The sequence below is a fragment of the Stenotrophomonas sp. 85239_Sma genome, assembly GCF_056481725.1.
Genome location: NZ_CM151163.1, coordinates 1181166 through 1194556, shown reverse-complemented (window position 1 = coordinate 1194556; position 13391 = coordinate 1181166). Strand labels below are relative to the sequence as shown.

The 13391-nt window shown below is 67.0% G+C and carries 9 protein-coding genes; 3 read left to right on the top strand and 6 right to left on the bottom strand.

Annotated elements, in window-relative coordinates:
- The first annotated feature begins 119 nt into the window (after positions 1-119).
- Positions 120-1151 (top strand): LacI family DNA-binding transcriptional regulator, encoded by a 1032-nt coding sequence (locus ACYKG1_RS05660; RefSeq protein WP_262084639.1) that lies wholly within the window; start codon positions 120-122, stop codon positions 1149-1151.
- A 152-nt stretch (positions 1152-1303) separates the two neighbouring features.
- Here ACYKG1_RS05660 and ACYKG1_RS05655 read toward each other — a convergent pair whose 3' ends face one another.
- From ACYKG1_RS05655 to ACYKG1_RS05630, 6 genes are all read right to left on the bottom strand, one after another.
- Positions 1304-1498, bottom strand: coding sequence for a hypothetical protein (locus tag ACYKG1_RS05655; RefSeq protein ID WP_100471567.1), 195 nt, complete (start codon positions 1496-1498; stop codon positions 1304-1306).
- The gene (locus ACYKG1_RS05650) at positions 1495-1959 is read right to left on the bottom strand and encodes a GNAT family N-acetyltransferase (RefSeq protein WP_478472056.1); all 465 of its coding nucleotides are present in this window, start codon (positions 1957-1959) and stop codon (positions 1495-1497) included. The genes ACYKG1_RS05655 and ACYKG1_RS05650 overlap by 4 nt, the downstream gene beginning before the upstream one ends.
- Positions 1960-2093: 134 nt before the next feature.
- Complete coding sequence (locus tag ACYKG1_RS05645) at positions 2094-2480, bottom strand: SseB family protein (RefSeq protein WP_262084642.1); 387 nt, start codon at positions 2478-2480, stop codon at positions 2094-2096.
- Between the two features lie 141 nt (positions 2481-2621).
- Complete coding sequence (locus ACYKG1_RS05640; protein WP_478472053.1) at positions 2622-4337, bottom strand: alpha-amylase family glycosyl hydrolase; 1716 nt, start codon at positions 4335-4337, stop codon at positions 2622-2624.
- Positions 4337-5824, bottom strand: a complete 1488-nt coding sequence (locus ACYKG1_RS05635) for an MFS transporter (RefSeq protein ID WP_478472052.1) — start codon at positions 5822-5824, stop codon at positions 4337-4339. Before ACYKG1_RS05635 ends, ACYKG1_RS05640 begins: the two co-directional genes overlap by 1 nt.
- Complete coding sequence (locus ACYKG1_RS05630; RefSeq protein WP_478472051.1) at positions 5821-8013, bottom strand: glucosidase family protein; 2193 nt, start codon at positions 8011-8013, stop codon at positions 5821-5823. Before ACYKG1_RS05630 ends, ACYKG1_RS05635 begins: the two co-directional genes overlap by 4 nt.
- A 237-nt stretch (positions 8014-8250) precedes the next feature.
- Here ACYKG1_RS05630 and ACYKG1_RS05625 point away from each other — a divergent pair, with 237 nt between their 5' ends.
- On the top strand, positions 8251-10305 hold the full coding sequence (locus ACYKG1_RS05625; RefSeq protein WP_478472050.1) for a glycoside hydrolase family 97 protein: 2055 nt from the start codon (positions 8251-8253) through the stop codon (positions 10303-10305).
- A 225-nt stretch (positions 10306-10530) separates the two neighbouring features.
- Entirely contained in the window at positions 10531-13287 is a 2757-nt protein-coding gene (locus ACYKG1_RS05620) for a TonB-dependent receptor (RefSeq protein WP_262226348.1), read from the top strand.
- Positions 13288-13391: the final 104 nt, after the last annotated feature.

The window sequence follows — 13391 nt, the reverse complement described above, 5'->3', positions numbered from 1 at the left end:
AACTGATTTCCTTGTCCGGCAATGACTTACCGTTGCCTCAACGGACGTCCGGAGAGGCATTCGCGTCTGCCCATGGCATCATGCCCGGGCACCTTCCCCCCTGCCCCTTCCGCGTGCCCATGACGATCAAAGGCAAAGCCACCTCCCTGGACATCGCCCACCTGGCCGGGGTCTCCCAGCCGACCGTGTCGCGTGCCCTGCGGGGCAGCCCGATGGTCAACGCCGAAACCCGCGAGCGCATCCTGCGCATCGCCCGCGAGCTGAACTACAAAGTCGACAAGAACGCCTCCAGCCTGCGCCTGCGCAACGCCGGCACGCTGGCCCTGCTGTTCTTCGAGGACCCGACCAACGACGACTCGCTGATCAACCCGTTCTTCCATTCGATGCTGGGCTCGATCACCCGCGCCTGTGCCCTGCACGGGCAGGACCTGCTGGTCTCGTTCCAGCAGCTGTCCACCGACTGGCAGGCCGATTACGAGGACAGCAACAAGGCCGACGGCATCATCCTGCTCGGCTATGGCGACTACCACGAATCGCGCGACCGCCTGCAGCGACTGGTCGAACAGGGCACGCACTTCGTGCGCTGGGGCGCCGCGCTGCCCGGCCAGCCCGGTGTCTCGATCGGCAGCGACAACTTCCAGGGCGGGCACGACATCACCACCCACCTGTTGAAGCAGGGCTGCCGCCGCATCGCCTTCCTCGGCCATGCCTCCAGCCATTACCCTGAGTTCCAGGAGCGCTACCGCGGCCATGTCGCGGCCCTGCAGGACCACGGCCTGGCCGCCGAACCGGCGCTGCAGCACGATGCGATCACCACCGAGGCCTCCGGCCAGGAGGCCTGCCAGGCGCTTCTGGCGCGTGGCGAGCCGATCGATGCGATCTGCGCCGCCAGCGACCTGATCGCCATCGGTGCGATGCGCGCCCTGCGCGACGCCGGCCTGCGCGTGCCGCAGGACGTGGCGGTAACCGGCTTCGACGACATCCCGCTGGCGGCCTCGGTATCCCCGGCGCTGACCACGGTGCAGCAGGACACCAAGCAGGCCGGGCAGCTGCTGGTGGAACGCCTGCTGGCGCTGATCGGCCGGCAGCCGGTGGAAAGCCAGAGCATCCCGGTGAAGCTGGTGGTGCGGGAATCGTCGCTGCGCGGGTAAGCGCAGTCCTCCGGATGCGCGGCGGCACTGTCCGAAGCACTGGAAACCGGCTCTGCCCCGCTCCACTACGCAGCCCTGCTCGGCACATCACCCTCAACCGCCGCGCAGGCTCAGCGCGCCGCCATCTTCGGTCCCGGCAGCGCCAGCCGCACCTAGGCCACGATCGAAGCGACGGTGCCCAGCGCCGCCGGCACTCCGAACGTCCATGCCGAACGGCCCTGCTGTCGCGCCCGCTGCGCCAGATGCCAGGCCGCGCGCAGCAGGTGCATGGACACCAGCGCGGCGGCGATGGCTGCGACCAGGAAGATCAGCGCAAAGCGGGAATGAGGGGCCGTTGGGGCGTTCATGCGGCCAGCCTGCGCACCATCACCAGAACTCGAAGGCTGCGATTGTCGGCTTCCTGCAGCGGCTTCCAGCCCAGCCGCGCGTACAGCCCACCGTCCAGGGCCTCGGTCTGCAGGTACAGGTCGGTCACACCCATCCGCACCGCCTGTGCCGCGGCCTGCTCGACCAGACCGCCAGCGAGCCCACGCCCGCGATGGCTGTCGACCACGAACACGCTGCCCAGCCAGTGCTCGTACTGCGGGAAGGCCTGCATCTCGCGGCGCTTGAGCTGGACCGCACCGACCAGCTGGCCGCCATCGAAGGCGGCCATCAGGTGCGGGAATCCCCCGGCATCCTGCGGCAGGTTGAGCCGCTGCAGTTCCTGTTCCAGTGAAAGGCCAGCCTCCCGGCCCCATTGCGCGTGGTACCACTGCGCCAGTTGCATTCGTTCCGGCGCGTCAGCCGGAAGCATCCTGAATTCCATGGCAGAGCCTCGTTCCCGATGTTATCCAGAGGGGACCACGTCGGGCGGCCGAAGGGAAGCTTGCTGTTGACTGATCTGGCAGATGGCAGGAGCAGCCGAGCATTGCTCGACGCTACAAGTGACGAGGCGGCGGCTCAGCCCTGGGCGAAGTCCTTCAGGATTTCGCCCACGCCGCTCGGGGAAACCTCAAAACCCAGCGAAGTACCCGGGTTGATCACCACACCATAGCCACCCGGTACGCGGCGCAGCACGTCCAGCATCAGCCAACGGATCTGGTGGGGTACCTGCTGGCTGTAGATGCCTACCCGCGCAGGATCGGTGAACACCGCCACGTGCAGGGTGCCCTGCTTGTCGAACAGCAGCGGGTCGAAGCCGCTGCCATCGGGGGTGACCAGGCTGCCGGTCAGCAGCACGACTTCGGAGGCAACGAAGGCCTCCATGAAGGCGCGAATCGGCACCGCCCCGTCCATCGCCGCCTTCAGCAGGGTTTCAATCGGGGTCTGCGGGGCGAGGTCGGTCATGGCGGTACAGCGGGCTGCGGGAGGGGGCTATTGTAGAGTCGGGCTTGCTCGACTGCTCGAAAAGCGTGCCAACCAAGGTTGGCACCCACCAGAGCGGGAGGCAGGTTCCAGGAATCCGGGGTTGCCGGCCAGCGGCCGGCACTACCGCCCCAGCCGCTGGTCCCGCGCCTTCTGGTCGGCCATCGCCTTGTCCAGCTCGGCCTGCAGTGCCGGTTGCTGCACGGCGGCGTCAAGCACGTACACCTTCGCGCCATGCGCCGGCACTTCGGCCTTCAGGGAGGCCTCCACCTGCAACGAACCGCCGTCCAGTGCATCGCGCCAGCGGCCCGCCTGAACGTAACGCGACACGGTGACGGTCCTGGTCCGGTCGCCCTTGTTCAGCAGCACCAGCGCGGTCTGCGCCACGTCGCCATGCTGCAGCACGCGGAAGAACACCGCCTCGTCGTTCTGAAGGCGCTCGTTCACCTGCAGGCCACGCTGCAGCGCCGGGGTAGCTTCGCGCAGCCTGGCGATGCGCTGCAGCGGCGCGAAGATCGGGCTCTGCGGCGCAGCGTCCACGCGCGACTGGCCGAAGTAGGCGCGGTTGCCGGCATGCTCGGCGCGGCCACGCATGAAGCCGGTTTCCGAACCGTAATAGACCACCGGAATGCCGCGTGCGGTGAACAGCCAGTTGTGCGCGTCGATGAAGCCGTTGTCGCTGGCCTGCAGGCGCGGCATGTCGTGGTTGTCGTAGAAACTCATCAGCTCGTACGGGTTGGCGTATGGCCCGCCACTCAGGTGCAGCGGTTCGGCCAGCGTCTCAAAGCCCTTGCCGGCAGTGCCGAAGGTCTGCTCCATCGCGCCACGCAGCGGGAAATCCAGCACGCTGACGTTGGCATTGGCCGGCCAGGTGTGTTCGGCAATGCTGGCCGCGTTGTAATCGAACGCTTCGCCGAACATGAACATGCCCGGATGCTCGGCGCGGATGCGCTTGACGAAGGCGTGCCACCACGGGTGCGGCAGCCAGCCAATGGTGTCGATGCGCAGCGCATCCACGCCCTGTGCGGTCCACTGCAGGTACGCACCGACCAGATAGTCCATCACCGCCGGATTATCCTGGTTGAAGTCGGACAGCTCGGCCAGGTTGCCGTCGAAGATCGAGCCGTCCTTGCTGTCGACCGGGCCGATGTTGTTGTAGAAGGCGTGCAGCGGGTTGTGCTTCGGATCCAGTTTCTGCGGCGGCAGGTTCTGGTGGTCGGCAATCAGCTTTCCGTCCTTGCCGAAGAGCTGGCCGAACTGCGGCTGCCGCGTCGGCATGGTCCAGGCCGGCGAACCGTGGTTGCCGACGATGTCCAGCACCACCTTCAGGCCTGCGCCATGCAGGCCCTGGGTCAGCCCGGCGAAGTCCAGGTCCTTGCTCGGCAGGTGCTCATCGAGTTTGTAGAAATTGATGCCCCAGTATCCGTGATAACCGGTTTTGCCGCGATCGGTCAGCGTGCTGGTACAGCTGATCGCTTTGCTGCCGGTAAAGGCCTCGTCCGGGTTGTCGACAATCGGCGTGATCCATACCGCGCCGAAGCCGAGGTTGCGGATGTACTGCGCATTGTCGAGCACGCCGCGGAAGTCACCGCCGAGATAGCCGATGTTGCCGTCCACCTTGTCCGGGCACGGCACCGGGATATCGAAGGTGCGGTGCTTGCCGCCCTGGTCGCGATGATCGTTGGACGGGTCGCCGTTGACGAAGCGGTCGGTGACCACGAAGTACACCGCATCGCTGGCGAACGGCTCGGTGGTGCCCACATAGTCCGGGCGTGGCGCAGCCGCCGCATGGCCGGCCAGCAGCACCAGGGAAACAGCAACAGACAGTGCACCACGCATCACACCACCTCCGGACGGGACGGAACCCGCAGCACGCACAGGCCGGCGACGAACAGGCTGCAGCCGCCCAGCACCAGCACATGCATCGGCTGGCCACCCAGCCAGGCGCGCAAGGCAAAGCCGAGCGCGCTGGCCGCAACCAGCTGCGGGATCACGATGAAGAAATTGAAGATGCCCATGTACACGCCCATCTTCGATGCCGGCACGCTGTCGGACAGCAGCGCATAGGGCAGCGAAAGAATGGACGCCCAGGCGAAGCCGACGCCGACCATCGACAGCAGCAGCCAGTGTGGGTCGCTGATGAACATCAGCGAGACCAGGCCGGCGCCGCCCAGCCACAGGTTGACCAGGTGGCTCCAGCGCAGGCCGATCGCACGCACCATCGGCGGGATCAGTACCGCGGCCAGCGCAGCGAAGCCGTTGTAGGCACCAAACAGTACGCCCACCCAGTTGGCGCCTTCGTTGTAGGCCGCCGACTGCGGATCGGTCGAGCCGAAGTGGGTGCCGGCCACCGCGGCGGTGGTGTAGATCCACATGGCGAACAATGCGAACCACGAGAAGAACTGTACCCAGGCCAGGCGCCGCATGGTGACGGGCATCGCGCGCAGGTCGCCAACGATGGCGGCCAGCATGTGGGTGCCTGGCAGCGCGCGGGCGAGCGCCAGCAGAAGGCCATAGCCCGCACACAGGCCGGCCAGCACGTACAGCATCCTGTCGCCCTGCCGCCAGGCGATCAGCAGCGCCAGCAGCACGCCCAGCCCCAGCCAAAACACCACCTGCGCCCACGGTGCCGGTCCGCTGACCGCGGCTGCGGTGTGGTGTGCCGGCGGCTCGGCATCGTCGAAGCCGGCCAGCTCTGCGGGCGAGTACTCGCGGGTGCTGACCACCGTCCAGGTGATCGCCGCCAGCAGCACCACTGCGCCGAAATAGAAGGCATAGCGAACGGTGTCCGGCACTTCACCTGCGGCGGCCGTATTGGCGATGCCGAACTGGGCCAGGATGAAGGGCAGGAAGCTGGCGACGATCGCGCCCACGCCGATGAAGAAGCTCTGCATCGCATAGCCGGCTGGCCGCTGGCGTGGCGCCAGCTGGTCGCCAACGAAGGCACGGAACGGTTCCATCGACACGTTGATCGACGCATCCAGAACCCACAGCGTGCCGGCGGCGATCCACAGCGTCGGCGAATTCGGCATCACCAGCAGGGCCAGGGTGGTCAGTACCGCACCGATCATGAAGAAAGGACGGCGGCGCCCCCAGCGGGTCCAGGTGTGGTCGGACAGGTAGCCGATCACCGGCTGCACCAGCAGGCCGGTCAGCGGCGCGGCGATCCACAGCCCCGGCACCGCCTCCATGTCCGCGCCCAGGGTCTCGAAGATGCGGCTGGCATTGGCGTTCTGCAGGGCGAAGCCGAACTGGATGCCGAGGAAGCCGAAGCACATGTTCCAGATCTGCCAGAACGACAGCTGCGGCTTTGCAGGGCGGCTCATCGGTTGCCCTCGACCACAGCCACCGGCGCCACCTTCAGCGCCTGCACCTGGGCCTGGTTGAGCACGCCGTCGCGCCCGCCCTTGCCGCCGGTGTAATGCGCGAAGTGCTGCAGCGCGCTCATGTTGAAGCCCTCTTCCAGCTTCACGCTGCAACGTCCCTTGGCCACGCTGAACGTCGCGGCAGTGGAATCCTGTGCGGTCACGCTGTGCGGCAACGTCACGGTCAAGCGCTGCACGGGCTGGGCGGCGCACTGCACCGCCAACTGCTTCACTGCGGCGGTCACACCGGTGTTGATCGGTCCATTGGGGTTGCTGTACTGCAGGCGCAGGCGCACCTGCCCAGCCTTGGCTGCAGTGAACTGCCACTGGCGTGCACCGCGCAGCACCTGCTGTGGGCCAACACACAGCATCGGGCTGTGCAGCGATTCGAGTGCACCTTCGCGACGGGTCAGGCTCAAACAATGCTGCAGGCCGTCGTCGCCGATCCGTGCCACGCCCTTGTGGATCGCGGTCACCGCCCGGCCGTCCTGCCACAGCACCTGGCCTTCGGCCACCGCTACCGACCAACCCTTTCCGCTTCGCCGCGCCTGCGGTGCGGCCGGAGTTGCCGGTGCACGCGCCTCTGCATCGGCCGTGCTGGCGAGCAACGTGCGCGACGGGGCGGCCACCAGCTGCACGGTAGTGGTGGTCCCGCGCATCTTCACCTTGCCCGCCACCAGCAGGCCATCACCCACCTGCTTCGGCCGCTCCAGCACATAGCGCTTGCCATTGGCTTCCAGCATGATGCGGCGCTGCTTGCCGAACAGTTCGGGCACCAGCACCGCCGGCAGCTTGGGCTGCACCCGGCCATCGTCCTGCACGCCGAATACGCCTTCGACCACCATCGACAGATAGCCGGCCACCGACCACAGCTGGCGTTCGGAGTTGACCACCGGGCCGCTGAGTGCGCCTTCGTCAACATGCACGGCCTGGCTGGCCAGTTCGTAGTTCTCCATGTTGGAACCGGCCAGCGCCGCGCCCTGCATCAGCGAGCGGATCTCGGCGGCGATGCGCGGCGCGTCGTCCAGCTGCCGCGCGGCACGCAGCGAGTAGGCACTGACGAACGGCCAGATCGCGCGGTTGTGGTAGATCGGCTGCTGCGCCTCCTGCGGCCACACCACCGGGCTGCCGGCCAGCCCCATCGGGTATGCAGCCAGTGCACGGCGTGCGCGCTCGGGTGGCAGCACCTCGGCCAGGATGCCCAGCGACAGGCCAAGCAGATCGACCTTGGCGTACGGTACCGGGTGCGCGGCTTCGCCGATGTAACTCATGTACTGGCCGATATCCTCGCGCCAGAAGCGTGCATCGATCTGCTGCGCCAGCGCATCGGCCCACGCCTTGTAGTCGGCCACGCGGGCGTCGCCGTGCTGGCCGGCCAGGCGTTCGGCCAGGCGCAGCGCCTGGTAGTGCAGTACGTTGGTGGACAGCGCGTAGGAATCACCGATGAAGCGCACGTCCTCACGGGTCCAGTCCGGGTAGGTCTGCTCGCGCCAGTCCAGGAACGAGGTCTCGCCACGGTACAGGCCCATCTGCGCATCGAACACCATCGCGCGGTCCTGCGCCAATGTACCCTGCAGCGCCTGCCAGACCTGGTCGGCAAACGCGTGATCCTCCAGCAGGTGGCGCGCGGCCAGGAACCACACCACGCGGTCGCTGCTGATCGGCCAGCTGCCACCGGAACCGGTGTCCTGCGCCACGAACAGTCCGGGCGTCTGCACGTCGCGTGCCGCCGACAGCTTGAACTGCAGCGACTGCCGGGTGCGCTGCGGATCCAGCCGCGCCAGCGCCAGGTCGGCGGCAAAGCTGACATCGCGGGTCCACACATAAGGCCAGCGCGCGCCGGTCTGGAAGCACGCGCACGGCACCGGCCGGCCTTCGTCGAACGCAGGATCACGGATCGCATCCACGCGGTCCTGGTCCATCTCCTGATGGGCCAGCGCGAACAGTGCATCGAACATCACGCTGCCGGTCTGGCTGCGCATCGGCATCGGCGCGATGCGTACCTCGCCCTTCTGCGCATGCAGCACGAAGCTGCCCTTGGCAGCGGCTTCGGCGCGCGCATGGCGGCCGTCGAATTGCAGGTCGGCCGCCTGCGCGGTCGATCCCAGCGCTGCCCCCAGGGCAGCGGTCAGGCAAATGGTCTTCAGCATCGAAGCGGCGGACCGGCTTGCGCCCGTCGGCCTCCCTCCCTCTCTGCACGCGTTGTAGGTCCGCACCGTCGTTGCCGGCGGGCGGGCGCGGCCCCTCCCTCAAGGTGCCTTGGCCCCATGGTAGACGCGGGGCTGTCGGCTGCGTCCAGCTGCATACGTATTCATGGCGTTGCGCGGTAGCGCGCCTGCCGCGCTGGCTTATGGTCCGGGTCTGCCAACGGCGCCTTGGGAGGGGAAATGCCGATGTCACCCACTGCTGTACGCGCGGTGTTCGCGCATGTGCTCGGACTGGTCCTGCTGGGCCTGGCCACGCTGGCACAGGCCGCGCCACAGGTGGCCAACGTCGAATCACCGGGCAAGGTGCTCACGGTCAGCCTGGTGCTGGACGGCGGCACCGCCCGCTACCGCGTGGAACGCCTCGGCCAAACCGTGGTGGAAGATTCGAAGCTCGGCTTCGCCCTGCGCGACGGGCGCCTGGACCGCGATTTCGCCCTGCTCGGCCAGCAGCGGCGCAGCGTCGATGACCGCTGGGAGCAGCCGTGGGGCGAACGCCGGATCACCCGCAACCACTTCAACGAGCTGACCGTGCAGCTGGCCGAGACCACTGGCAGCAAGCGGCGGCTGGATGTGGTGTTCCGCGTCTACGACGACGGCCTGGGCTTCCGCTATGTGTTCCCCCGGCAGCCGAACCTGCGCGAGGCGATCATCGATAACGAACTGACCGAGTTCGCCATCGCGCAGGATTCCACCGCGTGGTGGATCCCTGCCGGGGAACCGATCCACTATGAATACCTGTACCAGCGCACGCCGCTGCGCGAGGTGCCGCTGGTGCATACGCCGATGACCCTGCGCAGCCGCGATGGCCTGCACGTGGCGATCCACGAGGCGGCGCTGGTGGACTATGCCGGCATGTGGCTGCGCCGCACCGAGGGCCAGCGCCTGCGCGCGCAGCTGTCACCCTCGGCGGAAGGCTGGAAGGTGCGCCGTGCCCTGCCCTTTGCCACGCCGTGGCGCACGCTGCAGATCGCCGACCGTGCCGGTGGCCTGGTCGAATCGGACCTGATCCTCAACCTCAACGAGCCCAATGCGCTGGGCGACGTGAGCTGGGTGAAGCCGGCCAAGTACCTGGGCGTGTGGTGGTCGATGCACCTGGACAATGAGAGCTGGGCGACCGGCCCGAAGCACGCGGCCACCACTGCCAGGACGAAGAAGGTGATCGACTTCGCCGCTGCGCACGGCTTCCGCGGCGTACTGGTGGAAGGCTGGAATCCCGGCTGGGACGGCAACTGGGTCGGCAACGGTTACGACTTCGATTTCACCCGCGCCACGCCCGATTTCGACATTGAAGCACTGTCGGCATACGGCCTGGAAAAGGGCGTGCACCTGATCGGCCACCATGAAACCGGCTGTGCCATCGAACATTACGAGAACCAGCTGGGTGCCGCGCTGGACCTGTATGCGCGGCTGGGCGTGGACCAGTTCAAGACCGGCTATGTCTGCGACGACGGCCAGGTCGACCGCCGCAATCCGGCCGGTGGCCCGCTGTGGCGCGAGTGGCACGACGGGCAGTTCATGGCCCGCCACCACCTGAAGGTGGTGCATGAGGCTGCACGCCGGCACCTGTCGGTGAACCCGCATGAGCCGATCAAGGACACCGGCCTGCGCCGTACCTATCCCAACTGGATCTCGCGCGAAGGTGCCCGTGGCATGGAATACAACGCCTGGGGCCAGCCACCGAACCCACCGGAGCATGAGGTCAACCTGGTGTTCACCCGCATGCTGGCCGGGCCGATGGATTACACCCCCGGCATCCTCAGCCTGAAGGGCCGCCACGGCCAGGCCATTCCCAGTACATTGGCCCGCCAGCTGGCGCTGTACGTGGTGCTGTACAGCCCGATCCAGATGGCCGCCGACCTGCCCGAGCACTACCTGCAGCATCGCGAGGCGTTCCGCTTCATCGAGGACGTGGCGGTGGACTGGGAGCAGAGCCGCGTGCTCGATGGCGAAGTGGGGGACTACGTGACGATCGTGCGCCGCGACCGCAACAGCCGCGACTGGTTCCTCGGCAGCATCACCGACGAGCATGGCCGCGTGCTGCCGGTATCGCTGGGATTCCTGGAACCAGGCGTGCGCTACCGCGCCGAAATCTACCGCGATGGTGACGGTGCCGACTTCCGCAGCAACCCGTTCGCGTTCGCCCGCGAAACCCGCGAGGTGACCAGCGCCGATGCCCTGACGCTGGTGCTGGCGCCGGGCGGTGGGCAGGCCATCCGCTTCACGCCCTTGAAATGATGAACGCCCCCGCGCGACGTTCGCCGGGCATCGCCCGGCGCCATCGTGGCGGGGATCTGAAAGCGATTACAACCCTGCAGACGCCATTGAATACGTATGCAGGGTGATCCCCGCGAAGAACGCGCTGCCTACCATAGCGGCGACGACAGCGGCCACCGCGTCGCACGTCCACGGTCACCCCGGGACGTTCACGAATCGATCTGCAACATTGCCTGGGAGGGGAAAATGTTGAACCACAAGCGCAGCGCGCTGAGCATCGCGCTGGCCGTTGTCCTGGCGCCGACACTGGCGTCGGCACAGTCCACGCAGAGCACCACCACGCCGGCCGGCACCGCCGCCACCAACCTGGATACGGTGCAGGTCACCGGCATCCGCCGTGGCATCGAGAGCGCGATCGCGGTCAAGCAGGACGCCACGTCGGTGGTCGAAGCGATCTCCGCCGAAGACATCGGCAAGCTGCCCGACGTCAGCATCGCCGAATCCATCTCGCGCCTGCCCGGCCTGGCCGCCCAGCGCGTGGCCGGCCGCGCGCAGGTGATCAGCGTGCGCGGCCTGTCGCCGGACTTCGCCACCACCCTGCTCAACGGCCGTGAAGTGGTCAGTACCGGCGACAACCGTGGCGTCGAGTTCGACCAGTACCCGTCCGAACTGGTCAATGGCGTGACCGTGTACAAGACTCCGGATGCCGCGCTGGTCGGCCAGGGCCTGTCGGGCACCATCGACATGCAGACCGCGCGCCCGCTCAGCTTCGGCGAGCGCGTGATCGCGGTCAGCGGCCGCTACCAGAAGAGTTCGCTGGGCCGCGCCGCCAACACCGACCCGTACGGCAACCGCTTCAGCGCCAGCTACATCGACCAGTTCCTGGACAAGACCCTGGGCATCGCCATCGGCTACGCGCACAGCGACATGCCGATCCAGGAAAACCAGGTCGGCCTGTATGAGCCGTGGACCACCGAGCACACCGACAAGGGCAACCGCCCGGGCGTTGCGGCGGGCACCTATTTCTCCGACGGCATCAAGGCCCTGCGCCGCACCGGCAACAACAAGCGCGACGGCGTGATGGCCACCATCCAGTTCCGGCCCAACAACAGCTGGACCAGCACCTTCGACGCGTTCCACACCGAAGCCGAGCAGATCGACACCGCCAATCAGTTCGAGCTGAATCTCAGCAACTACAACGGCAACTACACCCCGGGCCTGCTGGTCAGCAATCCGCAGGTCAACGCCAACGGCTCGTTCACCGGCGGCACCGCCAGCGGTGTCTATCCGCTGGTGCGCGGCATGTACAACAAGCGCAAGGACAAGATCGATGCGTTCGGCTGGAACAACGAGTTCAACTTCAGCGGCGTCAAGCTGGTCGCCGACCTGAACTACTCCAAGGCCACGCGCGATGAACTGAACCTGGAAAACAACCTGCAGCTGACCCCGATGCCGCAGCTGGATACGATCGGCGTGACGATCCGCCAGGACGGCTTTTCGCAGATCAGCCCGGGCCTGGACTACTCCAACCCTGACGCGCTGTTCCTGACCAACACCATCTACGGTTCCGGCTACGGCAAGGTGCCGAAGGTGGAAGACCGCCTGAAGGGCGGCAAGCTGGCCGCCACCATTGCACTGCCCGATGCCATCGCCTCGTGGGCACCGGACATCGATATCGGCGTGAACTACGCCGATCGCCGCAAGGTGAAGACCCAGTCCGAAGGCAACATCCTGCTCGGCGCACAGGGCGACGCCAACATCGCCTCGGACCTGCAGTACCGACCGGTGAACCTCGGCTTCGCCGGCCTCGGCACCATTCCGGCGTGGAACGTGCCGGCCGCTGTGGGTCGTTACATGACCTTCAACCCGGTCGACAACCTGGACTACCTGATTCCCAAGTCGTGGACGGTGCAGGAGAAGATCACCACGGCGTGGGCGCGCCTGAACATCAACGCCGACATCGGCGTGGTTGGCGTGCGCGGCAACATCGGCGTGCAGATGCAGCACACCGACCAGAGCTCGGATTCGCGTTACTGGGACAGCTCGCAGTCCGCCGGCAACAACGTGCAGCCGTACTCGAACGGCCGTACCTACAACGACTGGCTGCCCAGCTTGAACCTGGCCTTCATGTTCCCGCACCAGCAGACGCTGCGCTTCGCCGCCGCCAAGCAGGTCGCGCGTCCGCGCGTGGACCAGATGCGCGCCGGCCTGGAGTTCGGCGTGGACACCGGTACCGGCCGCCCCGGCGGCAGTGGCGGCAACCCGCTGCTGGACCCATGGCGCGCCACCGCGCTGGACCTGTCCTATGAGAAGTACTTCGGCGAGAAGGCCTACGTGGCCGCCGCGATCTTCTACAAGGACCTGAAGAGCTACGTCTACACCCAGTCGGTGGACAACTACGACTTCACCTCGCTGCTGGGCAGCTACGTACCGCCGCCGGGCATGACCGCGCCGGTGCTGACCACCGGCACCTTCTCCGCACCGCAGAACGGCAAGGGCGGCACGCTGAAGGGCCTGGAGCTGACCGCGTCCTTCCCGCTGGACATGCTGACCGACAGCCTGCGTGGCTTCGGCGTGCAGGCCAGCGCGACGTTCAACAAGAGCGACATCACCATCCTGGACCCGGAGAGTGCTTCCAGCGTGGGTACCGACCCGATCAGCCTGCCGGGCCTGTCCAAGCGCGTGTACAACTTCACCGCCTACTACGAGCGCAGCGGCTTTGAAGCACGCGTCAGCCAGCGCCGCCGTTCGGACTTCATCGGTGAGATCGGCAACTTCAATGGCAACCGCAGCCTGCGCTACGTGGTGGGCGAAAACGTGACCGATGCGCAGGTCAGCTACACCTTCAGCGACAGCAGCGCCCTGCGTGGCCTGACCCTGCTGCTGCAGGGCAGCAACCTGACCAACGAGCCGTACCGCACCTATGCCGGCAGCAAGGACCGCCCGCTGGAGTACATCGAGTGGGGCCGCACCTACATGCTGGGCGTGAACTACAAGTTCTGACCATGACCGGGTAGTGCCGGCCGCTGGCCGGCAACGACTCATCGGAAACCCGCTGCGCAGGCAGCGGGTTTTCTTTTGCGCGGATGCCTTTCGCCGGAACCCCA